The sequence below is a fragment of the Streptomyces sp. NPDC088706 genome (assembly GCF_044752765.1).
Lineage (GTDB): Bacteria > Actinomycetota > Actinomycetes > Streptomycetales > Streptomycetaceae > Streptomyces.
Genome location: NZ_JBIVLW010000002.1, coordinates 182,230 through 205,252, shown reverse-complemented (window position 1 = coordinate 205,252; position 23,023 = coordinate 182,230). Strand labels below are relative to the sequence as shown.

Here is a 23,023-nt window from a genome sequence, read left to right as displayed (position 1 = left end):
GCGTCGGGCGCGGAAGCCACTGGTGCCCCTGTCCCTGTCAAGTATTCCCCCGGTGGGGCGGGGACGGAGGGTGGCCGGGACGCGCCGTGGGCCGTGTTGACGCGGAGGGAAGCTGCTGCGAGCGTGGTCCCCGCGGAGATCATGATCATGCCTGCGCCTTCGGCGACCTGCGACGTTGCGGAGTGATGAGCCACCGATGCCGGAACCCGTCGTTCTCGTCCTCGATGCCGATCCCTCCCCGCGCCTCGGCCGGCTGACCGGCCGGGCCCGGGTCCTGCGTACGGGCGCGGCGGGCCTCGCCGCCCGGTTGCCCGAGGCCGATGTGCTGCTGGTGTGGGACTTCACCTCAAACGCGGTGCGCGAGGCCTGGCCGGGCGACGGGCCCCGGCCGCGCTGGGTGCACGCGGCGAGCGCGGGCGTGGACCGGCTGCTGTGCCCGGAGCTGGTCGCGTCCGACACGGTCCTGACCAACGCGCGGGGCGTCTTCGAGCGGCCGGTCGCCGAGTACGTGGCGGCTCTGGTGCTGGCCTTCGCCAAGGACCTGCCCACCACCCTGGCCCTCCAGCGGGAGCGGCGCTGGCACCACCGGGAGGGGCAGCGGGTCGCCGGTTCGCGGGCGGTGGTCGTCGGCGCGGGCCCGGTCGGGCGGGAGATCACCCGGCTGCTGCACGGTCTGGGGGTCCAGGTGGCGCTGGTGGGCCGGCGGGCCCGGCGCACCATCCACGGCATCGGGGATCTGGACCGGCTGGCGGCGCGGGCGGACTGGGTCGTCTCCGCGCTGCCGCTGACCCCGTCCACGTACGGGATGTTCGACACCCGGTTCTTCGGGTTGCTCCAGCCGTCGGCGCGGTTCATCAACGTGGGGCGCGGGGCCAGCGTGGTGGAGGCCGACCTCGTGGCGGCGCTGAACCGGCGCTGGCTCGCGGGGGCGGCGCTGGATGTGTTCCAGGACGAACCGCTGGGCGAGGACAGCCCGTTGTGGGACGTACCGGGGCTGCTGGTCTCCCCGCACCTGAGCGGGGACACGGTCGGCTGGCGGGACCGGCTGGGTGAGCAGTTCGTGACGATGTACGAACTGTGGGCGCACGGGGACCCGTTGCCCAACGTGGTGGACAAGCACCGGGGTTATGTCCCGTCCACGGACAACTCCCCGACCCTGGAAGGGCCGTCGGACCCGGAGGGCACCGAGAGCACCTCCCCGCAGTGACCCCGTCATCCTCCGCCCGTGCTGGGCCTCGGAAGGGCCACCTTCCGGGCGCCGTTCGGTTACATGGGCCGGCTTCCTGCATAGACGTACGGGATCGGGCAGGCACTCCCCCTGTCCGGACCGTTCGACCTCCAGACATCACCATGGTCTGTGTGACCCACGAGACGAACTTCGCCCGGGACGTCTCGCAGAAGGTGCTGATGTTCGACGCGGGCCGGCTCGTGGAGTCCGGGACCCCGGAGAAAATCTTCTCCGGTCCGTCGCACGAACGTACGCGCGAGTTACTCGACGCGGTCCTGTGACCTCGGAGTTGAGCCACTGTTCATGACTCTGGCATATGCCGGACGGGTGCGCCCCAGTTGACGGGGGTGGGGTGCGCCCGCCGGCTTGTCCACTGCCACCCCGAAAGCGGGACCCGGCGGCTATCGTGGGCCCGTAGCTTGCGGTCACAACCTGGTAGGGGGACACCGTGGCGTTGAAGCCCGAGCCGACCGCACCGTTCCACTCGGTGCAGTACGCCCTGCGCGTGCTCGAATCGGTCTCCCGGCACGGCGACGGTGTGACCGACGCCCAGATCTCCCGGGAGACGGGCCTGCCGCCCGGCCATCTCGCCTCCCTGCTCCTGACGCTGCGCCGCGAGGGGTACGTCGAGCAGGTCAGCGACGGCGCGTACGTCACCGGGGCCTCCCTGCTCCTCCTCGGCTCCGGTGCGGCCCGCCGCCAGGCCCTGGAGGGCAGGCTCCAGCACGCCCTGGACCATCTGCGCGACTCGGTCGGCGCCGCCGTCTACCTCAGCCGGTACGTGGACGGCGAGGTCGACGTCGTCCAGGTGGCCGACGGCCCGCTCACCCCGGCGGTCAACGAGTGGGTGGACTTCCGCTCCTCCGCGCACGCCAGCGCGGTCGGCAAGTGCCTGCTGGCCCAGCTCGACCACGAGGCGCGGCGCGACCACCTCTCCCGGCACCGGATCGCCCGGCTCACCTCGCGGACGATCACCAACGAGAAGGTGCTTTTCGCCAAGCTCGACACCCAGCCCGCCACCGTCCCGGTGCTGGACCTCCAGGAGTACGCGGTGGGCACCGTCTGCGCGGCGGTGCCGCTGACGGCCGGGGCCACGGCCGGATGCCTCGCTCTCTCGCTGCCGGTCGAGGACGCCCACCGGCTCCGCGAGGCGGCGGACACCCTGAACCGGCGCGCGGCTCCGGTGCTGCTGGCGCTGGCGCTGTAGGCACCGGAAAGGGCCCTGCTCGGAGGGTGTCAGCAGCACTCCTCGGGACCAGGTATTATTTTCGAGTCAGCAGGCGCCGTTAGCTCAGTTGGTTAGAGCAGCTGACTCTTAATCAGCGGGTCCGGGGTTCGAGTCCCTGACGGCGCACGACACACCTGTGGGCGGTCTCCTTCGCGGAGGCCGCCCACAGTGCTGTTCCCGGCCCCTTCCGGCCACCGGGGGCCTCAGTCACCGGGCGGCCGTGTCCCGTGCTCCGGGTACCGAAGCCGGACCCGGGTGCAGGATGCCGCGGGCCGGCTCGGGTCCGCGCCGGGTGGGGTCGATGCCCGCGACGGCGGCCCCGGCCAGGGCCGCCGCGCTGAGCCACAGCGGAAAGTCAGGGGTGCTGTCCAGCGGCACCCCGAGGAACTTGACGCGGGTGTCAGAACTTGACGTCCGAGCACGCGTAGAACGCGTTGGTGGTGTCCGCGACGTTCCAGACGGCGAGGATGATGTGCTTGCCGCTCTTCTGGGTGGGGATCGTGCCCTGGTGGGTCAGCGTGGCCGGCGGCTGCTGGTTCCCGTACGGCACGGTCATGAAGGGCTGCGATTCGAGCGCGGCCCGGGTGAGCGGCTTGGTGGAGTCCCAGCCGTTCTTGGTGATGTAGTAGCGGAAGTCGCTGGTGGAGTGGCGGGCGGTGAACTGCCAGCGGAAGCTGTAGCCCTGTCCGCCGGTGACCTTGGTGGCGGGCCAGTTGCCGCCGCGCGGGTCGTCGAGCTGGGCGAACTGTCCGTTGCCGCCCGAGCAGATCTTGCCGTCGGCGGGGCCCGACGCCGGGAAGCCCTTGGGCCCCTCGACGCTCTGCGGCTCCCACTGGATGTTGCCGCAGCCGGTGACCGAGCCGTTGGCACAGAGTTTCTGACGGCTGATGGGGGAGTCCGTGTAGCCGTGGCTGCTGGCGCTGGTGGTGGCGAGCACCGAAACGCCCGCTATCGCCAGGCCGATCACGGCCGCGCTTGCCTTTTTCCGCATTGCTGTCGCTCCTCTAGAACGTGGGGGAGGTTCCATGAGCATTGCTCGACATGCTGCGCGCTTGGTGCGTGGTGGGGGTGCTGCGGTCTAGACCAAGTCTTAGATTATTGACGCCGCATGAACATGTCCAGACCAATAGGCATCGGATTCCGCAGCGCGGAAGGGGCCCGGCGTGACGCCTCGGGGCCCCTTCCGCCGCTCACGGTCCGCTCAGACGCTCTCGCCTCCGCTGCTGCGGCTGGCATAGAAGGCGACCGTCAAGTCCTTGACCAGCGCTTTGCGTTCGTAGTCGTCGAGGTCGACGATGCCGCGCGTGGTGAGCCGGTTGACGGTGTCGTCGACCGCGTCCACCACCGAGGTCAGCACGCTGTCGCGGTGCCTGGCGTCGATGGCGGCGATCCGCCGCCGCTGCATCGCCGCCGCGACCTCGGGGGCGTACTCGATCCCGGTCGGCTGCGCCGAGTACACCTCCACCCCGACCGGCTCGCAGTCCGCCTTCAGCATCCGGGTCAGCGCGTCACCGACGGCCTCCGCGTTACGGAGGGTGGGGGCGTCCTCGTGGAACGCGTCGGCGGGCAGCTGCGAGAGGACCCGGGCCATGGCGGACTCGACCTGTGCGCTCAGGTACGCCTCGTGGTCCTCGATCCCGAGGGCGGCGCGCACCGTGTCCTTGATCCGCCAGACCACCAGGACGACGACGCGCAGCGCGGTGCCGGTCGCGTCCACCGCGGGGAGCGGCTCGCTGCGCCAGTGCCGCAGGCGTACGTCGACGCGGCGGCGCAGCAGCAGGGGTGAGACCCAGACCAGTCCGGTGCGGCGGACGCTCCCCCGGTAGTCGCCGAAGAGCGTGAGCACCCAGGCGTGCCCGACCCGGCCTCGGCCCAGACCGCCGAGCGCGAGGACGACCACCGTGACCAGGAGGGCGAGGCCGGCCCAGACCGCGACGCCGATGCCCTCGTACGGGCGGGGGGCCAGGCCGACGGCGCCCGGTGCGGCGGCGGGCAGGGCGCCGCACCACCACAGCAGGGCCAGTACGCCGAGGAGTCCGGCAGCCCCGGCGAGCAGGGCGGCGTACCCGGGGAGGGCGGGGCCGGGGCGCTCGACGAGGCGGGGGTCGGCGAGGGGTGCGGGGCGGGTGGGGGGCTCGACGCGGGGGTGGGGGGAGCGGGGGCGGGGGGTGCGGTCGGCCGGGGTGGTGCCGGTGGTGTGGCGGGCGACGGTCATGGGGACGGCGGCGGGTTCGGCCTGCTCCGGGTCGTCCCGGAAGAGGAGGTGTACGGGGATGGCGGCGGTGGACTCGTTGGCGATGACGGTGTGCCGGCGGGGGCGGGGCGGGGGTTGCGGGGCCGGCACGGAGAGGGTGGCAGAGGCGGCCCGGGCCCCGGGGGCGAGATCGAGGACGAGGTCCAGCTCGGCGTCGGGGGCGGGGGCGGGGACGCGGTCCGGCTCGGTATCGGGGGCGGGGGCGAGGACGCGGTCCAGCTCGGCGTCGGGGACGGGGGCGCGGGCGGTGCCGGTGTCCGGGACTAGGCCGGTATCGGGGGCGAGGTCGGGGACGCGGTCCAGCTCGGGGCGGGGGGCGGTGCCGGTGTCGGGGGTGAGGCCGGGGACGGGGGCGGTGCCGGGGACGGTATCGGGGGTGAGGCCGGGGACGCGGTTCAGCCCGGGGCCAGGGGCGGGGGCGGTTTCGGGGGTGAGGCCGGGGACGCGGTTCAGCCCGGGGCCAGGGGCGGGGGCGGTTTCGGGGGCGAGGCCGGGGACGCGGTTCAGCCCGGGGCCAGGGGTGGGGACGGTGCCGGTTTCGGGGGCGAGGCCGGGGACGCGGTCCAGCTCGATGTCGGGGCCGGGGGCGGCGCCGGTACAGGGGGCCGTGTCGATGCCCGTGGCCGTGCCCTTGTCCGTCTGCGTGTCGCGCGCTTCCAGCCCGTCCGGCGTTTGAGGACGGAACCCTCGACCGAGTGGACCCCACACCCCGCTTACGGAGGAGGCGGACTCGGCGTGCTTCAGGCTCTCCGGGCTCACCCGCCTGACGTGCGGGGAGCCGGGTTCCAGGTGCAGGCTCCGACCCGGGTCATCCAGGGGTGCCGACTCCGGCGGGGTACCCGGCCCAGCGGTCGGGCTCGCGTCGGGCCCCGGGCCCGCGCTCACCCCGGGCCCCGGCACCGGGCTCGGCACCGGCACCGGGCTCGGCACCGGCACCGGGCTCGGCTCCGGCACCGGGCTCGGCACCGCCTCCCCCGACGGCTCCCGCTCTGCCGCCTCCGCCTTCGGGCGGAACAGCGGCGGCGGGGCCGCGAGTGCCGGCTGGTGCAGGGCCACGTCGTCGACCAGCGGCATGGGGGTCTCGCCGCGGGGGGCGCGGGCGTGGTGGTCAGTCAGGGGGTGGGGGTTCTGGTCTGGGGTCACCGGTTCCCGGTTCCTTTCCGTTTCCGTCATCCCTCGGGTCCGTCAGGCCCTCAGGTGTTCAGGTCCTCAGGTCCTCAGGTCCGTCAGGCGAAGAGCCGGCGCCAGGTCTTCGGCCCCGGGTATCCGTCGGCCGCGCTGCCGCGCCAGCCCTGGGCACGCTGGAACGCCTCGACGTTGCGGCGGTCCGCCTCGGACCAGCGCGGTCCGGGGCCCGACACGTAGTGCTTGCCGTACCCCTTCTTCACCAACTGCCTGCCGAGCCGGTTGACATGGCCGTTGACCTGACCCGGCTGGAAATAGCCGCGCCCGGGGAAGATCACCGCGGTGTTCGGGCTGCCGCCCGTGGTGGCGGCCGGGATGTCGCGGCCGGTGCCCGTGGCCAGCAGGCGCCAGGTGTCCGGGCCGGGGATGCCGTCCGCCTCCGCGCCCTGCCACCCCTGGGCCTGCTGGAACGCCTGTGTCGCCCGCCGGTCCGACGCGCTCCACACGGGCCCGGGCCCGACCTCGTAGAACCGCTTGCCACCGCGTTCGACCAGCAGCTCGCCGAGCCGGGTGACATGGGCGTTGTCCGCGCCGGGGCCGAACTGGTCGGTGCCCGGGAAGGCCGTGGCGGAGCCCGAGCCGGGTGAGCCGGCGCTGACGCCCTTGTAGCGGTAGGCGGCGTACCGGTCGGAGTTGTTCCAGTACGCCATGGGCGTCGACTGCTTCCGCGTCTGCGGGCGGGCCTGCTCGTAGGCGATGTAGTGGGTGTGCGTGTGGTCGGTCCAGCCGCCGAAGAGGGTGACGTGGGAGCCCTGGGAGGGGTCGGCGGCGTTGTGGAAGAGGAGCATGTCGCCGGGCTGGAGGTCGGCGCGGGCGATCCGGGTCCCGAAGCTCGCCAGGCTGCCGGTCCACTCGTTGGTGCCGAGGTTCCAGGCCATCGACACATAGCCGGAGCAGTCCTGCCGGTACCCGTCCGACCAGTACTTCCCCATGCTGTACGGGACCTTCGCGGCGACCCACCGCTTGGCCCGGTCGATGATCTCGGCCCGGGTGGTCTTGCGCAGGACCGCGCTGTCGGACGGCGGCCCGGAGGCGCCGGAGCCCTTCAGCGGACCCTTCTCGCCCTGCGGGGTGTCCGGTACGGGCTCGGGGTCCTTGCTGACCCGGGGCGCGCCGGTGCTGTGGCCGGCGGCTGCCGCGGCTCCGGCGGCCCCGCAGGAGAGGACCACCCCGGCGGCCGCGGCCAGCACCAGGGCGCGGCGGGCGCCGTGGGCGGCGGGGTGGCCGCCGTACCGCACCGCGACCGCGCGCGCGGCGGTCCGCCGCTGCACGGCGCACCCCGCACAGGTGCAGTCGATGGCGGGCTCGTACTCCTCGAAGACCGGCACAGTCATGCGATTCCCCTCCGCACTCGTCACTCGTCAAGATCCTTGGGCGCAGCCGCGACGGGCGTCAGTGTCTTAACTCTCCCGACATAAGGCATTTTGACGGATCAGTGGAAAAAAACGACCATCCGACGGGGCGTGGCGGAGGGTAAATGGTTCGGAGCACCTGCTGGGGTCGGGTAAAGTTCTCCAGGTCAGCAGGCGCCGTTAGCTCAGTTGGTTAGAGCAGCTGACTCTTAATCAGCGGGTCCGGGGTTCGAGTCCCTGACGGCGCACGCACCATCAAGGCCCCCTCACCGAGCGTGAGGGGGCCTTGATCGTTTTCTGCGCCACGACGGGTGACCGGTGCTGCAGTGGCCGCCCGCGGGGAGACCACTGCAGCAGATACTCAGGTGCGGTACGCGTAGTACGCCGAGTTGGGGTACGAAGCGATGATGCTGGCCACCGACCTGCGGTAGGTGTTGGTGGAGTGGTAGGTCAGGTACGGCACGCCCCGCGCGCTGCGGTACGTGACGATCATGGCGTGGTCCTTGGACCCGTCCTTGTTGAAGTCCATCTGGAGAACGTCACCCACGCCCATCTGGTACACGTTGGCGAGGTTGGTGGCTCGCTTCGAGTTCAGGGTGAACCAGGAGAGCTCATTGACACCGACGAACGAGGCGGACTGGCCGGCCGAGGTGGAGAACCAACTGCGCACGTTCGAGGACGAGCCGGTCACGTCCTTCCACCCGCCGGCCCGCAACGCCTGGCTGACGAAGTTGGTGCAGTCGCCGCCCTTGGAGTTGTAGTTCGGGTACGCGGGGTTGTAATTGCTCCAGTACTTCTCCGCGTACGACGCCATGGCCTTGTAGTCGTAGGCGCCGCCGGTCAGCTTCTTGGTCGCGGAGGGCGCGGGCCAGGTGATGGCCGCGCGCGCAGCCGCGGGCATGCCGTCATCCTTGACGGCAGGTGCGGCGACGGGCTTGCTGGGCTGGTTGACCGCCGCGTAGCCCTCGTCCTCGGAGCGCACCTTCGTCAGCTGCCAGTTGCCGTGCCGGTCAGCCGAGAACCGAAGCTCGTGGCGCGCCTGGAAACCGGTGGTCCGCGGTTCGTCGCCACGGACATGCCCGTACGTCAGCGTCGTGGTCTCGGTGACGTCGACGATGGCGTGCCGGCCCCGCACGACGGTCTTGTCGAGCGAGACGCTGGTCTTGGCGTCGCTGTACTTCTCGCCCAGCGCCGCGAGACGGGACTTGCGCCCGCGCAGCTCGGAGACCGCCGAGTTCTCCGCGCTCCGGACGCCGGAGGATATGCGGACCTCACCGGAGAAGCGGTCATTGAGCGACCTGTGCCGTGTGGAGCGCCGCGCGTCCACCAGGGCTTCGGTGCGATCGGTGAGGACCGCGTCCGCCAGCCGCTGGAAGGTGGCCCGGGTGTCCTGGTTGACGCTGGGAACGTCGGCCGCCGTAGTCGACGCGCCGGCACTCCAGTTCGGAAGCAGCGCCACACCTGAAATAACGGAAGCGGACAAAGCGGTCAATATCGTGACGCGCTGCTTCTTCCGGCTCAATTTTCTTGACTTCACTGAAGATTCCCCTCTACCCGGGCACACCAGTGCCGGGGGCAGAATCTTCGCACGTCGTGTGCGCTTGTTGTAAAGGAGGTTCCGGTTGAGATTTGGTCACTTCACCACGGAAGACCAGTCCGGGGACTGTGCCGGATCCAGGCTGCGCAGCCGCTCCAGCGTTTCGCTCTTCTGTGCGTCGAGCCAGTCGGACAGTTCACGGAACGAGACGCACCGAACGTCCTTCTTCGAGCACACGTCTTTGACGACCTGATCGACGGCTTTCATGTAGATCCCGCCGTTCCAGTCCTCGAAATGGTTGCCGATGAACAGTGGCGCCCGGCTTCCGTAATATACGCGGTTGAACCCGTTCATATACGATTTCACGGTCTCTTCCTGCCACTGCGGGTACTTGGCCGGGTCTCCGGTCGTCTCGCCCCCTGACTGGTTGTAGAGAAAATTGAAGTCCATGGACAGGCCCTGATATTTGCCGCCCTCGTAGGGCAGCATCTGGAGGGGAAAATCCCATACACCCTCCTTCTTGACGGGCCATATCTGGAAGTCGCCCGCAGAACTGGCGTCATAGCGCCACTGATACTTTTTCCCGGTGGCTTTCATCGCCTTGAGAAGGTTCTTCTGGCCTTCGAGGCACGGCGCCCTGCCGCCGCTGACATCGCGGGCGGGATCGAAGGGCAGGGCCGGCAGGTCGGTGTACCCGGTATTGGTCTTCCAATTACCGACGAAGGAGAAGAACTGATCGATCTCGCTCTTCCAGTCCTCCACGCTCCAGTCACCTCCCCCCTTTTCGCCGCAGAAGTGACCGTTGAAGTGGGTCCCTATTTCGTGTCCGTCTTTCCACGCCTTCCCCAGTTCGAGCAGCGTGGTGCGGATGTGCTCATCGGTCGGATAGCTGATCGCCGCAGCGCCCGATGAGTGCATGGGCGGCTCATAAAGCGTCTTCTTGTCCTTCGGTACCACATAGATACCCGTGAGGAAGAAGGTCATATGGGCGTCGTACTGTTTGGCCAGCTCGCGGTAGTGCGAGAACAGTTCGTCATCCCCCTGAAGGGCGCCGTCCCAGGAGAAGACCACGAACTGGGGCGGCTTCTCCCCGGGCTTGAGCCGAACCGGTTCGAGTCGTCCCTTCTGCGGTCCGGTGTAGGAAGTGGAGCCGTCACCGATCAGCTTGGTCCGGCCGTCCCACTCCGGCTGCTTCTCAGCTTTGCTGTCGGCTACTTCCGAGTGACGCGCAGAGGATATCGCCGGTGTGGTGCCGTCACTTTTCACTACGCCGTAGGTTATGGCTGTGGAAGCGACGACGAGGACGACCGCGGAGGCGGCGAACGCCTTCCGGTTGGAGAAGCTGAACGAGCCCGCAACAGACGTGCGGCGGCGACGGCGGTGGCGACTCTGTTTCGGTTTCATCGGGGCACATTCTGCGAGGCAATGAGGAAGTCGGGGGGTGGTGGCCACCACCGCCGTCGGCCAGGGAAGCCCGGCGCCGAGGAGCGGGCGGGATCGGTCCTCGGAATCAGTGAGGAGTCATGGCACTCGACCAGATGCCGTAGGGGACCGGGGCTTCGGACGGACCGTCGATGCCCTTGAGCGGCAACGGCTCAAGGCTCTTGGCCAGATCCATCCGGTACACGACGACGGCGGTCGACACCGACCGACTGGTGCCTACGTACCAGGCCGCCAGATCGTCGCGGGTGAGGCCGGCCTTCCCGGCCACCTCCGCCGAGGCGGGGTTGGAGTCACCGTGCGCGAGCCGGTAGGAGTCCTTCAGCGCTTCGGTGACCTGGTGCGCCACGCCGGCGCGCATCGCGCGGCGTGGCGCGGGCGTGTCCAGCGCGATCCGGGAGCCGTTCCGGGTGATGCGGCGCACCGAGTACGGCTCGACGTGCAGCCCCTCCGCGGCAAAGGTCGCGTAGGCGTTGGCCATCCGGATGGCGCTGGGTGTCGAGCTGCCCAAAGACAGGGCGGGCACTTGGGGCCCCAGGCTGGAGGGCAGCATTCCCGCCGCCGCGGCGGTCCGGCGCACCTTGTCCAGACCGGTGTCCACGCCGAGTTGCAGGAACGGGCCGTTCACCGACGCCGCCAGCGCCTTGTGCAGAGTGATCTGCCCGTAGGATATGTTGCCGTCGTTTTGTGCGACGACCTTCTTTCCGCTGCGGTCCCAGTAGGGACCTTCGGGCGTGCGGACCGGAACGCCGTCGTTGCCGTCGTAAAGGGAGTCCGGCGAGACCGGGGTCGTCGAACCCTCACGGGTCGTGCGAATGCCGTGTTCCAGGCCGGCTGCATAGACGAACGGCAGGAAAGCCGAACCGGCCGGGATCGTCGATGCGTTGGACTCGTTATACCCCTGCTTGCGGTGGTCCGGCCCGCCGTAGACTGCCAGGATCTTGCCGTCGTCGGCCACCGAGGCGGCGCCGTAATGCGCCGTCCTTGCGACAGCGGGGTGGCTTTTCAAAGCTTTCTTACGAGCTTTGGTCACGGCGTCGGTGAGGGCTGTCTCCCGTTTCCGGTCGAAGGTCGTGTAGATCTGGTAGCCGCCCAGATCGAAGTCCCTGTCCGAGATACGCGCCGCCTTCTTGGCGTACTGGGTGGCCAACACCAGCAGGTAGTCGCTCTGTTTTCCCGTGTCGTACGCCTGGGACTTCGCAAGAGGTTCCGGGAACTTCTGGTAACCCGCCCGTTCGGCGGAGGACAGTTTCCCGATGTCGACCATACGGTCCAGCGTCCAGGACCAGCGTTCCACAGCGCGCGCATGGTTCGCACGGCTCAAGGACGGATCGAACAGCCCTGCACCCTTGAGCAGGGAAGCGAGAAACGCCGCCTCGCTGGCGTTCAGCTGACCCACTTCCTTGCCGTAGTAGGCCTGGGAGGCCCGCTGGATGCCGTAGGTGCCGCGCCCGAACCAGCTGGTGTTGAGGTAACCCTCCAGGATCTCGTCTTTAGTCATCTTCTGATCGAGCTTGAGCGCGATCATCGCCTCGGTGAACTTGCGGCTGATCGAACGGTCCTGGTTCAGGTAGACGTTCTTCACATATTGCTGGGTAATGGTCGACCCACCCTGCACGCTTCCCCCTCCCACGGTCCGCGCAAGGGCCCGGCCGATACCGCTGACGGAGATGCCCGGATCGGAGTAGAAGTTCTCGTTCTCCGCTGCCAGAACCGCCCAGCGCACATTTTCCGGCACGCCGTTCAGCGGCATCTCCTGACGTCGCACCCATCCGGTCCGGGCCATGGGAGTTCCATCCGCCCAGAAATAGACGTTGTCCTGCTGGGTGGCATAGGTATTCAGATCATGCGGTATGTTGGTGGTCGCATAGGCGATGCCGAGCATCGAACCGCTCAGTCCGATGACCAGTCCGCAGCTTGCGAGAGACTGGCGCCACGAAGGCACCCACCGCCGCCAGCCGGCGCGCCCCGGTCGGGGATAGGAGATCCGGAAGCCGCGGACGGCCGTAGCCAGCCGCCCGACCGATGCAGAGGCGCGCGTGGGCTTTCGGCGGGCCCCACGGCGCCGCGAGCCGGGCTGCCGGTCCGCGTCACTCCTCGTTCCTGCGCTCACGACACCCCCCACACCGTGCGTACCTTCGGCGCCCGTGCTCCGCGTCTGCCATGAACGGCCCCCGGTCCGCATCCCTTCGGACTGGCGGAACGTCCGGTCACCCACCCCTTGGCACTTCTTCCGACCACCGGCCTGGTCCCCAACCCCGCTGCTCCTCCGGCTAGCCGCGTAGCTCTGTGACGGTCCACGCGTTCTTGTACGCCCATCACGAACCCCGGCGCTGGGATGGCCCAGCGTTCAGGGCGCCGATGTGCTGCGATGCCTGTGCCGACGCTGCCCCGTGGTGCCGGGGATCAGTGTGCGGGCGGCAGCCTCCCGCCCTCTCCCCCACCCCGGCGGTTCGCGGCAGCGCTATTAGCGTATCAGCGACTTATCGGCGGTATTTGAGCTGGAACGAGCTCATGGCCAGTGGGGATCGTGTGGGTGGCGGAAGACCGGAGGGGCCGGTCGACAGGTGTTCACCTGGTCGCCCTGCCACGGTCAGCAGCGGGTCGCACGGTACGGCCGGGCGGCAGCGGCTCGCACGGTACGGCCGGACGGTAGCGGGTCGCACGGTACGGCCGGGCGGCAGCGGGTCGCACGGTACGGCCGGGCGGCAGCGGGTACCCCGGCCGCCGGGCGCCCGGTGCCGACGCCCCCACCGTCCCCCCAAGGCGCCGGGTTCCGGACATCCTGTTCGAAACCGCGTCCCCGGGGTACCCGTCCCCCTACAGTGGCGGCGGAGATCGACGCCGTACCTCACGGACCTCCCGTACCGCGCCGGGCAACTCCCGCGGCCCGGTGCACGCGGTCGAGGCCGGCCCGGGCGGCGCACCCCTGGCGGGGCGTGCCGGCCGGGCCGGATGTCCTTCGCGGGCCGCGTGGCCCCTAGGTGTCCCGCGCTCCCGTGAGGTAGGCCGAGACCACCACGTTCGCCGTGTAGGAGCGGGACTTCTCGTCGTACGTGCCACCGCAGGTGATCAGCCGAAGCTCCGCCCGGCCGGCCACGCGGGGCCCGTACGCCTGCTCCGCGTCGAAGCGTTCCCGGGTGACCACCTGGACGTCGTCCACGGTGAACTCGGTGACGCTGCCGTCGTCGCGGGTCACCTCCACCCTCTCGCCGGGGCGTACCGCGCTGAGCCCGTAGAAGACGGCCGGTCTGGTCTCGGTGTCGACGTGGCCGACCAGCAGGGCCGGCCCCTCGGCGCCGGGCCGGGTGCCCTTGCCGTACCAGCCGGCCGTCTGCGGCAGGTCGTACGGGGGCGGGTCGATGGCCCCGTCCTCGTCCAGGCCGCGCGGGACGACCGGGGCGTCGATCCCGACCGAGGGAACCCGCACGCTGCGCGGGGCGGCGCCGTCGAGCGGTTCGCGCGCGGGGGGCAGCGGCGCCCCGAGCGGGCGGCCGACCGCGGCGACGTCGCCGGTGGTGGGCGCCGACAGCCCGCCCGACATATCGCGCCCCCACAGCCAGAGGCCGAGCAGCAGTACGGCCCAGGCCACACCGGTGAGCAGTCGCCCGGTGCCCGCCGGGCGGTCCGGGGCGGACACGTCAGTCCGCGGCCGGGTCGCGGCGGCGGCGCGAGGTGCGCAGGGCGACGGCCACGGAGGCGACGGCGGCGAGCGCCAGGCCGATCACCGCGTGCCGGGTGCCGGGGCCCTCGGACTCGGCGGCCCGCTCGGCGAGGGTGGCGGTGCCTCCGCCGCCCGCCTTGACGGGGGCCACGGGCGAGGGGCGGGTGTGGTGGATGACGGTCAGGGTGCCGGTCGCCTTGCCCCTGCCGTCCTTGCACGTCACCCAGACGTCGTAGGTGCGGGGTTCGGCGTCGGAGCGGATGGTGGCCTCGGCGAAGAGGCCTTTGTCGTCGGCGGGGGTGAAATGGGCCTCCGAGACGAAGGCGTCGGAGTTGCCCTTGGCCTGCCGGTCCTTGCCGCAGACGTCGGCCCAGAGCTCCACCTGCCCGCCCGGGGCGATCGTGGACGGGGTGACCGACAGGGTGCCCCGGTCACCGTCACCGGTCCGGGCGGCCGGGGATGCCTGAGCGGCGGGCAGGGGCAGGGCTATGAGTGCGGCCGCCGCCGCGGCACAGAACGTGGTGGGTGCTGAACGCATCGTGAACCTCCTACGGGAAGGGTCACGCCTGGTGCGGCGGCCCGCATCCGCAGTCCTCCGTTCGGGCGACGTTCGCGTGACGCTCGAACTGAGCTCGCGTGGCGCTCGTGCGACTGCGGATGCGATCCCCGCTGGTCAGGGGCGGTCGGACCGGTCCGGCAGGTCGATGAGGTCGACGAGGTCCGCGATGGAGTCGACGACGTGGGAGGGCCGGAACGGATAGCGGTCGATGTCCGGGACCGTCGTGAGCCCGGTCAGGACCAGGAAGGTCTGCATCCCCGCCTCCAGGCCCGCCAGGACGTCGGTGTCCATCCGGTCGCCGATCATGGCGCTGGTCTCGGAGTGGGCGCCGATGGCGTTCAGCCCGGTCCGCATCATCAGCGGGTTGGGCTTGCCCGCGAAGTACGGCTTCTTGCCGGTGGCCTTGGTGATCAGGGCGGCGACCGCACCGGTGGCGGGGAGCGGGCCCTCGGCGGACGGGCCGGTCTCGTCCGGGTTGGTGCAGATGAAGCGGGCGCCCGCGTTGATCAGCCGGATCGCCTTGGTGAGCGCCTCGAAGCTGTACGTACGGGTCTCGCCGAGCACCACGTAGTCGGGGGCGTGGTCGGTCAGCACGTAGCCGATGTCGTGCAGCGCGGTCGTGAGCCCGGCCTCGCCGATGACGTACGCGGTGCCGCCGGGACGCTGGTCGTCCAGGAACTGGGCGGTGGCCAGGGCAGAGGTCCAGATGTTCTCCACCGGCACGTCCAGGCCCATGCGGGCGAGGCGGGCGTGCAGGTCGCGCGCGGTGTAGATGGAGTTGTTGGTGAGGACGAGGAAGGGGAGCCCGGAATCCCGCAGCCGCTTGATGAAGGCGTCGGCGCCGGGGATGGGGGTCCCCTCGTGGATGAGGACGCCGTCCATGTCGGTGAGCCAGGAACTGATCGGCTTGCGGTCTGCCATGTGCGGGGACTCCTGCCGTACGTACTGCACGCTGGGGGTGCCCGGACCACGCCGTCCCGGCACCCCCAGCATAATTAGCCCGCGGTGATCTTCACCCCGTCGATCACCCAGTACCAGTTGTTGCTGCCCGTGTAGTGGAAGCGGAAGCTCACGCTGGTCGCCCCGGCCGGGACGGTCAGGTTCAGCGACTGCGGCTGGGAGATCACGTCCGAGGTGTAGCTCTTGACGACGGCCGGGGTTCCGCCGTTCCAGGAGGCGAGGACGCGGGCGCTCTGGCCGCCCTCCTGCCGGTACAGGGTGGTGAAGTCCAGCGTCACGGACGCCTTGCCGCCGACCGCGTACGCCGGGGTGACGAGCGTGGAGTCGTACGGGCCGGAGGAGGCCTTGTCGTCCCACTCGTCGGAGTCGGCGACCGCGAAGATCCCGCGCGAGCGGACGTTCAGCTCACGGGACTGGTCGCGCTGGGAGCGGCTCCAGAACTCGTCGGTGGCGAAGGACCAGCCGCGCCACTCGGCCACTCCCCCGGTGCCCATCGCGGAGTTGATGACCGACCAGCCGCTGGGCGCGGTGTGGGTCCAGCCGAGGACGTCGGCCGGGATGCCGGTCTCGTCGACGCGGCCGGTGAGTGCCGGGTACAGGGTTTCGAAGGGGTCGGTGGAGCGCTCCTGGATGGGCTTGCCGTCCAGGCCCCAGGCAGGGTCGGGGACGATGCCGAGCTGCTTGAAGACGGTGGCGGCGACATCGACGAGCCGGGTGTCGGCGGGCCGGGCACCGGCCGCGATGCCGGGGCCCTGGGCGAGGACGAAGGTGCGGCGCTCCTCGATGGAGCTGCCGCCGTGGCCGCCGGGGTCGGTGTGGCCGTGGTCGGTGGTGACGATGACGGTCCACCGCTCGGTGGCGTACGAGGGGCGGGCCTTGATCGCGGCGAGGAGCCGGCCGAGGTAGCCGTCCACGACGTCGATCGCCTCGCGGTAGCGGGGGCTGGCCGCGCCGAGGTTGTGGCCGACGATGTCGACCTGCCCGAGGTAGGCGAAGACCACGTCCGGGTTCTGGTTGCGCAGGATCGACTCGGTGTCGGCGGCGATGGTGGCGTCGTGGCCGGTGTAGCCGTCGCGGTCACCGTCCAGGACGAGCTTGGCGTCGGCGCCCGGGGTGACCGTGCCCTGGGCGTCCAGCGGCTTCCAGTCGACGGCCGCGTACGTGGAGAGCTGGGGCCGGACCTGGGCGAGGCGGGCGAGGAAGCCGGGGTACTTCGCGTAGTTCTTGCCGGCGAAGGTGTTGTCCTTCACGCCGTGCTTGTCGGGCCAGACGCCGGTGGAGATGGTCGACCAGCCGGGGCCGGAGGAGGTGGCGGCCATCGGGTTGGTGTACAGCAGCGAGGTGCCGTACGTGCCGTTGGCCATCATCGCCTTGAGGTGCGGGGCGCCGGCGGCGGCGATGACGTCGTGGCGGAGCCCGTCGACGCCGACGACGAGGACCTTGTCCTTGCTGGTGCCGTTCGGGAGCGTGGGCGGGGCGGCGTACGCGGTGGTGGCGAGGGGGCCGACGGCCGCGGCGGAGGCCGCGGCGGCGGTGGTGGCGAGCACGGAGCGTCGGGACATGCCTCGGGACACGTGATCCTCCAGGGGACGAGCGGGGCGGGTCGGGCGTGAACTGCTCTGTGGACCAGACCCGTTACCTTGGCGAGACGAGCGGGCCGGGTCCAGACCTTCGCAGGGGTCTGTGGCCGAAAGGTGGCCGGTCAGCTGCCGGTGGCCGACTTCCAGGCGTCGATGTACGTGTCCAGGCCGGTGCTGATGTCCGACCAGTCCGGCTCGAAGATCTCGACGCCCTTCATCAGGCCGTCGAGCTCGACGGCGTCGGGGTCGGACGCCTCGATGTCCTGGCGGGCCGCGAAGCCCCCGCCGACCGCGCTGACATCGCGCTGCGCCGGCTCGGAGAGGAGGAAGTCGAGCAGCTTCTTGCCGTTCTCGCTGTGCGGGGCCTTGGCCAGGAGCCCGGCCGCGTAGGGGAGGGCGAAGCTGGTGGGCTTCCCGTCGCCCTTCGCCGGGAACCAGATCCCGAGGTTCGGCATGTCCTTGGACTGGGCGTAGTTCATCTGTACGTCCCCGTTGGCGACGAGCAGTTCGCCCTTGTCGACCTTGGGGGCGAGCTTGCCGGTGGAGGCGGACGGGCCGACGTTGTTGGTCTGGAGCCGCTTGAGGTAGGCCATCGCCGGCTCCTGGCCGCCGAAGTCGTGCATCGCCTTGACGAGGACGGCGGTTCCGTCACCGGCGACGCCGGGGGTGGAGTACTGGACCTTCTCCTGGTACGAGGGGTCCAGCAGCTCCTCCCAGGTGCGGGGCGGGGTGGTGAGCCGCTTCTTGTTGTAGACGAAGCCGAAGTAGTTGTTGACGACGGAGGTCCACTTGGCGTCGGGCGCCTTGTCCGCCGCTGCGACCTGGGCGGCGCCCTCGGGCTCGTACGCCGCGAGGAGCCCCTTGGCGTCGGCCTGCTGGATGAAGGGCGGCAGGGTGACGAGCACGTCGGCCTGGGTGTTGGACTTCTCGCGGACGGCCCGCTGCACCATCTCGCCGGAGCCGCCCTCCACGTACTTCACCTTGATGCCGGTCTTCTTCTCGAAGTCCGCGAAGACCTTGTCGTACCAGCCGTCACCCCTCTCGCCCTTGAGGCCGTCGGCGCTGTAGACGGTGACGACCCTCTCGTCGGAGGCGGCGGAGGTCCCCCCGCAGGCGGTGAGGGTGACGACGGCGAGGGAGAGGGCGCCGAGGGCGGCGAGGGGCTGCTGGAGGGCAGGGGTGCGCATGGGATGTCTTCTCCTGGAGCGGCGGAAGGGTTACGGGAAGGGGCCGGAGTCTCAGCGGTAGGAGGCGCGGATCCGGATGCGGGAGACGGCGGTCAGGACGAGGAGCGTCGTCCCCATCAGGACCACGGCGAGGGCGGCGCCGGTGAAGAGCGAACCGCGGTCGGTGGCGGCGAAGATCTGCACCGGCAGCGGGGTCCAGTCGGGCGGGTAGAGCATCATCGTGGCGCTCAGCTCCCCCATGGACAGGGCGAAGCAGAGCCCGGCCGCCGCGGTGAGGGAGGGCAGCAGGAGCGGCAGCCTGACCCGCCACAGGACCCGGGCCGGGCTCGCGCCGAGGCCGGCCGCCGCCTGTTCGTACATCGGGTCCAGCCGGCGGGCCGCGGCCGAGACGGACTGGTAGGCGAAGGCGGTGACCAGGACGGTGTGCGCGATGATCACGATCCAGCGGGTGCCGTTGAGGAGCACCGGCGGCCGGCTGAACGTGACGAGCACCGCGAGGCCGACGACCACGGACGGCACGGCGACCGGCAGCATGAACAGCGCGTCCAGGAGGCGTCTGCCGCGGCGGCCGAGGGAGCTCGCGGCGAGCGCCGCCCAAGCGCCGAGGACCAGGGCGAACACACTGGCGCACAGCGCGGTCACCAGGCTGGTGGTGAGCGCCCGGAGGGAGTCGCCGCTCGTGGCGGCGGCGTAGCGCTCGGCGGTGGGGCCGGAGGGCAGGGCGCCGGACCAGTTCGTGGAGAACGAGGCGGCGAGGATGACGAGGAGGGGCACCGCGAAGAGCGGCACGAAGAGGAGCGCGAACGCGGACCAGGTGGCCCACCTGCCCGCCCGGCTATGCACCAGCACGACGGCTCACCCCCCGGTACAGGCTGTAAAGGCCCACGGAGAGAGCGATGTTGACGACGGCGACGACACAGGCGGCCGGGTAGTCCGACTCCAGGATCGCCTCGCTGTAGACGAGCGTCGGCAGCGTCGTGACCCCTTTCGCCCCGGTGAACAGGACGATCCCGAACTCGTTGAGGCAGAGCACCAGGACCAGGCTGCCGCCCGCCGCGAGCGCCGGCAGCGCCTCGGGCAGGATCACCTGCCGCACGATCCGCCCGGGTCCGGCACCGAGCGAGGAGGCCACCTCCAGCTGGGCGGTGTCGAGTTGGGAGAACGCGGCGAGCAGCGGGCGCATCACGAAGGGCGTGAAGTAGGTGATCTCCGCGAGCAGGACGCCCCAGGGGGTGGTCAGGAAGTGGAAGGGCCCTTCGGCCGCTCCGGTGACGCCGGTCCAGGCGCCGTTGGCCATCCCGACCGACCCGTAGACGAAGAGGAGGGCCAGCGTGATGAGGAAGGACGGGAAGGAGAGGAAGACGTCGATGAACCGGGCGACGGCCTTGCCGCCGGGGAACGGGACGAAGGCGATGACCAGCGCGAGGACGAAGCCGAGGACCAGGCAGCCGGCGGTGGCGCCGGCCGCGAGCCAGACGGTGGTGGTGAGCGCCTCGCGGAAGGCGGTGGAGGCGAAGACCTCGGTGTAGGGGGTGAGGGAGACACCGCCGCCTTCGTCCAGGGAGTCGGGGGTGAGGGACTGCCGGACGACGAGGGCCAGGGGGTAGAGGAAGCCGAGCGCGAGGATCAGGACGGGCGGGAGGGCCCAGGCCCAGGTGGGGAGCCCGGTGCGGCTTACGCGCTTCCGGCGGACGGGAGTGGGCGGGCCTGCGGGTTTCCGGCGGACGGGAGTGGTGCGGCCGGGGGCGGTGGTGCTAGCCACTGGCCACCTCCCGCTCCTTGGCCGGGGTGGCTTCCGGGGTGGTGCCCGCCGGGAGCAGCACCGCGTCCTGCGCCGCGAAGTGCAGGGTGACCGGGTCGCCGATGGCCGGGGGGTCGCGCAGTTCGCGGAGGTCGGCCAGGAGGCGGTGGCCGTCGATGTCGGCGTGGACGCGGTGGGTGGAGCCGCGCCACTGGACCTCGGTGACCGTGCCGGTGAGCGCGTTGGGCCCGGCGCCGAGCCCGACCAGGTGCGGCCGGACGCAGAGGGTGGCGGTGGCTCCGGGGGAGGCGGTCTCCGTGGGGACGTCGAGGGCGGCGCCCGCCAGCTCGACGCGCCCCGGGCCGGTGACGGTGACCGGGAGGAGGTTGGCGTTGCCGACGAACGAGGCGGTGAACTCCGTACGGGGCCGCCGGTAGAGCTCCTCGGGGGTGCCGCGGTCCTGGAGCCGGGCGCGGTCCATGACGGCGATCCGGTCGGCCAGGGTGAGCGCCTCGACCTGGTCGTGGGTGACGTACAGGATGGACACGTCCGGCAACTCGCGGTGCAGGCGGGCGAGTTCGGCGAGCATGCCGGAGCGCAGCCGGGCGTCGAGCGCGGAGAGCGGTTCGTCGAGGAGCAGGACGCCGGGGCGGATGGCCAGGGCGCGGGCGATGGCGACGCGCTGCTGCTGGCCACCGGAGAGCTCGCGGGGGTGGCGGGTGGCGTAGGCGGCCATGCCGACGAGTTCGAGGGCCTCGGTCACCCGCCCGGCGATCTCGGCCCTGGGGGTGCGGTGGGCCTTCAGGCCGAAGGCGACGTTGTCCCGCACCTTGAGGTGGGGGAAGAGGGCGTACTGCTGGACCACCATGCCGATGCCGCGCCGGTGCGGGGGCAGCCGGGTGACGTCCCGCCCGCCGATGAGCACGCGCCCGGAGGCGGGCCGGACGAATCCGGCGACGGCGCGCAGGGCGGTGGTCTTGCCGGAGCCGGAGGGCCCGAGGAGGGCCATGAACTCGCCGGGTTCGACGGTGAGGTCGAGCCGGTCCAGGACGGTGGTGTCCCCGTAGGCGACGCTGACCCCGTCGAACCGGATGCCGCTGGGCGCGGTGGCGGGTCCGCCGCTCATGACTCGGTCCGCGCGATGAGGTCGGGCAGCTCGGCCGCCTCGGCCCGGGCGATGAGGTCGGGCAGCTCGGCGACGGACCCGAGGACGTGGGTCGCGCCGTGCCGGGTCAGCTGCTCGCGGTCGTGGGCGCCGGTGAGGACGCCCGCGACGAGCCCGGCGCCGGAGCGTACGCCGCAGAGCATGTCGTACGAGGTGTCCCCCGCCACCACCATCCGGCGCACGTCGTCCACCGCACCCGTGCGCAGGAAGGCGGCCAGCACCAGGTCCGGGTAGGGGCGCCCGCGGCCGCCCGCGTCGGCCGGGCAGAGGGTGAGGGGGACGAGGTCCTGCCAGCCGAGGGCGGCGAGGATGGCGTCCTGGGTGGTGCGGGCGAACCCGGTGGTCAGGACGACGGTCCGACCCTCGGCGGTGAGCCGTTCGACGGCCTCCCGGGCCCCGGGGATCGGGGCGATACGGCCGCCGTCGACCAGCTCCCCGTACGCCTCCTCGAAGGCGGTGTTGGCGTACCGGGCCTTCTCCTCGTCCCCGAAGAGGTGCCGGAAGACGGAGATCTTGGACTCGCCCATGGTGGCCCGGACGTAGCCGAGTTGGCGCTCGTGCTCCTCGGTCCCGGGCTCCACGCCGAGGCGTCCGGCGGCGGCGGAGAAGGCCTGCTCGACGAGTCCGCCGTCGGCGACGGTGGTCCCGGCCATGTCGAGGACGACGAGGCCGAAGGAGGTGTCGTTCGGTGCCTGCGGTGCTGAAGTCACTTGTCTCACCAGCCCAGTTGTTCGGCGGTCGTTTCGGCGATGGCGGGCGAGCACGTCATGCCCCGGCCGCCGGGTCCGGTCACCAGCCAGACCCCGTCGCGCACCTGCCGGCGGTGGACGACGCGTGAGGTGTCGGTGCACTGGGCGTAGACGCCCGCCCAGCGGTGCCTGACGCGCGGCAGCGGCCGGCCGAGGAAGGCCTCGACGACCCGGGTGAGGTGCTCGTACGGCTCCTCGACGGTGTCGAACGCGAAGGGGTGCTCGTACTCGTGGGTGTCCCCGATCGTCAGCCCGCCGTCGCTCCGCTGCACCATGAGCAGCTGCATGCGGTGCTCGGCGGCGACCGGGTCCTGGGGTTGGCGGGCGTTGAGGGCGTCGAGCGCCTCGCCGCGGTAGGCGGGGTAGTAGCGGAAGCTGTCGGCGTCGGCCACCGAGGTGGTGAGGGGCTCGCCGAGCGGGTCGGTCTGCATCATCTGGAGCCGGACGCGGCGCACGGGCAGTTCCGGTCCGGCCAGTTCGCGGACGAGCCCGCCGAGCCAGGCGCCGGTCGCCAGGATCACGGCGTCACCGGTGTGGACGTCACCGTGGTCGTCGCGCACGGATGCGGCACCGACGACTTCGCGGACCTCGCGGCCACCGAGGTAGGTGTACCGCCCGGAGGCCAGCAGCTCCGCTTTCAGGGCGAGTTGGGCGGTGCGCGGTTCGACCGCCGCGTCGCGCTCGCACCACAGGGCGGCGGTGAACGTGCCGCGCAGGGCGGGGTTGAGGGCGCGGGCCTCCCCGGCGGTGAGCAGCTGGTAGCCGCGCGCGGCGGCGTCGGGCCGGGCGAGCGCCGACTCGGCGACGGCGACCTCGGCCGCGGTCCGCAGGGGGGTGAGCGAACCGCAGGCCCGGAAGCCGAGCCCCGGCACCCGCTGTCCGAGGCCCTCCCACAGCTCCCGCGCCCGCAGGGCGGTCTCCAGCTCCTCGCCACCGGCACGGCCGCTGACCCAAATCTGTCCGAAATTGCGGAGCGATGCCCCGCGCGCCTCGCTCTCGCGCTCGATCTGTACGACCTCGTGGCCGCGGCTGACTGCGTGCCAGGCGTGCATGGTTCCCACCACGCCGGCTCCTACGACGATGACTCTCACGGCGGCCACGCTCCTCGGGGCGGGTGTCCCGGACACATCCGGTCGACGACGGGACGGTGAACGACCCCCCAAGCTTGGACCAGACCCGTTACATTTCCGTTAT

General features: G+C 71.1%; 19 protein-coding genes, 2 tRNA genes and 1 pseudogene. 5 read left to right on the top strand and 17 right to left on the bottom strand.

What is annotated here, in order from left to right:
• Positions 1 to 196 precede the first annotated feature (196 nt).
• The 4 genes and pseudogenes from ACIQAK_RS06520 to ACIQAK_RS06505 all read left to right on the top strand — a co-directional run bounded on the left by ACIQAK_RS06520 (position 197) and on the right by ACIQAK_RS06505 (position 2,582).
• Positions 197 to 1,207, top strand: coding sequence for a D-2-hydroxyacid dehydrogenase (locus tag ACIQAK_RS06520; RefSeq protein ID WP_366387176.1), 1,011 nt, complete (start codon positions 197 to 199; stop codon positions 1,205 to 1,207).
• Between the two features lie 125 nt (positions 1,208 to 1,332).
• A pseudogene (locus tag ACIQAK_RS06515) lies at positions 1,333 to 1,509 on the top strand (L-cystine ABC transporter ATP-binding protein YecC); the annotation flags it as partial.
• A 167-nt stretch (positions 1,510 to 1,676) separates the two neighbouring features.
• Positions 1,677 to 2,435, top strand: coding sequence for an IclR family transcriptional regulator C-terminal domain-containing protein (locus ACIQAK_RS06510; protein WP_366387175.1), 759 nt, complete (start codon positions 1,677 to 1,679; stop codon positions 2,433 to 2,435).
• A gap of 73 nt (positions 2,436 to 2,508) precedes the next feature.
• A tRNA-Lys gene (locus ACIQAK_RS06505) sits at positions 2,509 to 2,582 on the top strand.
• A gap of 81 nt (positions 2,583 to 2,663) precedes the next feature.
• Here ACIQAK_RS06505 and ACIQAK_RS06500 read toward each other — a convergent pair.
• The 4 genes from ACIQAK_RS06500 to ACIQAK_RS06485 form a co-directional block, all read right to left on the bottom strand.
• Positions 2,664 to 2,834: a hypothetical protein gene (locus tag ACIQAK_RS06500; RefSeq protein WP_366387174.1), complete on the bottom strand. Its 171-nt coding sequence runs from the start codon at positions 2,832 to 2,834 to the stop codon at positions 2,664 to 2,666.
• 22 nt (positions 2,835 to 2,856) lie between these two features.
• Positions 2,857 to 3,447 (bottom strand): lytic polysaccharide monooxygenase auxiliary activity family 9 protein, encoded by a 591-nt coding sequence (locus tag ACIQAK_RS06495; RefSeq protein WP_366387173.1) that lies wholly within the window; start codon positions 3,445 to 3,447, stop codon positions 2,857 to 2,859.
• 210 nt (positions 3,448 to 3,657) lie between these two features.
• Positions 3,658 to 5,784: an SPFH domain-containing protein gene (locus ACIQAK_RS06490; protein WP_401847861.1), complete on the bottom strand. Its 2,127-nt coding sequence runs from the start codon at positions 5,782 to 5,784 to the stop codon at positions 3,658 to 3,660.
• A 152-nt stretch (positions 5,785 to 5,936) separates the two neighbouring features.
• Positions 5,937 to 7,229, bottom strand: coding sequence for a peptidoglycan-binding protein (locus ACIQAK_RS06485; protein WP_366387171.1), 1,293 nt, complete (start codon positions 7,227 to 7,229; stop codon positions 5,937 to 5,939).
• A 192-nt stretch (positions 7,230 to 7,421) separates the two neighbouring features.
• On the opposite strand from ACIQAK_RS06485, the gene ACIQAK_RS06480 reads away from it, so the two are divergent.
• Positions 7,422 to 7,495 (top strand) — tRNA-Lys (locus ACIQAK_RS06480).
• A 113-nt stretch (positions 7,496 to 7,608) separates the two neighbouring features.
• Here ACIQAK_RS06480 and ACIQAK_RS06475 read toward each other — a convergent pair.
• The 13 genes from ACIQAK_RS06475 to ACIQAK_RS06415 all read right to left on the bottom strand — a co-directional run bounded on the left by ACIQAK_RS06475 (position 7,609) and on the right by ACIQAK_RS06415 (position 22,920).
• Positions 7,609 to 8,706 (bottom strand): amidase domain-containing protein, encoded by a 1,098-nt coding sequence (locus ACIQAK_RS06475; protein ID WP_366387170.1) that lies wholly within the window; start codon positions 8,704 to 8,706, stop codon positions 7,609 to 7,611.
• Positions 8,707 to 8,880: 174 nt separating this feature from the next.
• Positions 8,881 to 10,188 carry a hypothetical protein gene (locus ACIQAK_RS06470; protein ID WP_366387169.1) on the bottom strand — a complete coding sequence of 436 codons (1,308 nt, stop codon included), beginning with the start codon at positions 10,186 to 10,188 and terminating at the stop codon, positions 8,881 to 8,883.
• A gap of 106 nt (positions 10,189 to 10,294) precedes the next feature.
• Positions 10,295 to 12,409 (bottom strand): transglycosylase domain-containing protein, encoded by a 2,115-nt coding sequence (locus ACIQAK_RS06465; protein WP_366387799.1) that lies wholly within the window; start codon positions 12,407 to 12,409, stop codon positions 10,295 to 10,297.
• Positions 12,410 to 13,204: 795 nt separating this feature from the next.
• Positions 13,205 to 13,864: a class F sortase gene (locus ACIQAK_RS06460; protein WP_366387168.1), complete on the bottom strand. Its 660-nt coding sequence runs from the start codon at positions 13,862 to 13,864 to the stop codon at positions 13,205 to 13,207.
• Position 13,865: 1 nt separating this feature from the next.
• Positions 13,866 to 14,426 carry a hypothetical protein gene (locus ACIQAK_RS06455; RefSeq protein ID WP_366387167.1) on the bottom strand — a complete coding sequence of 187 codons (561 nt, stop codon included), beginning with the start codon at positions 14,424 to 14,426 and terminating at the stop codon, positions 13,866 to 13,868.
• Positions 14,427 to 14,561: 135 nt separating this feature from the next.
• The gene (locus tag ACIQAK_RS06450) at positions 14,562 to 15,368 is read right to left on the bottom strand and encodes an HAD-IIA family hydrolase (RefSeq protein ID WP_366387166.1); all 807 of its coding nucleotides are present in this window, start codon (positions 15,366 to 15,368) and stop codon (positions 14,562 to 14,564) included.
• A 74-nt stretch (positions 15,369 to 15,442) separates the two neighbouring features.
• Positions 15,443 to 16,981, bottom strand: coding sequence for an alkaline phosphatase family protein (locus ACIQAK_RS06445; protein WP_366387165.1), 1,539 nt, complete (start codon positions 16,979 to 16,981; stop codon positions 15,443 to 15,445).
• Between the two features lie 128 nt (positions 16,982 to 17,109).
• Positions 17,110 to 18,174, bottom strand: coding sequence for a 2-aminoethylphosphonate ABC transporter substrate-binding protein (locus tag ACIQAK_RS06440; RefSeq protein WP_366387164.1), 1,065 nt, complete (start codon positions 18,172 to 18,174; stop codon positions 17,110 to 17,112).
• Between the two features lie 51 nt (positions 18,175 to 18,225).
• Positions 18,226 to 19,023, bottom strand: coding sequence for an ABC transporter permease subunit (locus ACIQAK_RS06435; protein ID WP_366387163.1), 798 nt, complete (start codon positions 19,021 to 19,023; stop codon positions 18,226 to 18,228).
• Complete coding sequence (locus ACIQAK_RS06430; RefSeq protein ID WP_366387162.1) at positions 19,010 to 19,936, bottom strand: 2-aminoethylphosphonate ABC transporter permease subunit; 927 nt, start codon at positions 19,934 to 19,936, stop codon at positions 19,010 to 19,012. The genes ACIQAK_RS06435 and ACIQAK_RS06430 overlap by 14 nt, the downstream gene beginning before the upstream one ends.
• Positions 19,929 to 21,041: an ABC transporter ATP-binding protein gene (locus ACIQAK_RS06425; protein WP_366387161.1), complete on the bottom strand. Its 1,113-nt coding sequence runs from the start codon at positions 21,039 to 21,041 to the stop codon at positions 19,929 to 19,931. The genes ACIQAK_RS06430 and ACIQAK_RS06425 overlap by 8 nt, the downstream gene beginning before the upstream one ends.
• Positions 21,038 to 21,799, bottom strand: coding sequence for a phosphonatase-like hydrolase (locus ACIQAK_RS06420; RefSeq protein WP_401847774.1), 762 nt, complete (start codon positions 21,797 to 21,799; stop codon positions 21,038 to 21,040). The genes ACIQAK_RS06425 and ACIQAK_RS06420 overlap by 4 nt, the downstream gene beginning before the upstream one ends.
• Positions 21,796 to 22,920: a TIGR03364 family FAD-dependent oxidoreductase gene (locus tag ACIQAK_RS06415; protein ID WP_366387159.1), complete on the bottom strand. Its 1,125-nt coding sequence runs from the start codon at positions 22,918 to 22,920 to the stop codon at positions 21,796 to 21,798. Before ACIQAK_RS06415 ends, ACIQAK_RS06420 begins: the two co-directional genes overlap by 4 nt.
• Between the last annotated feature and the right edge of the window lie 103 nt (positions 22,921 to 23,023).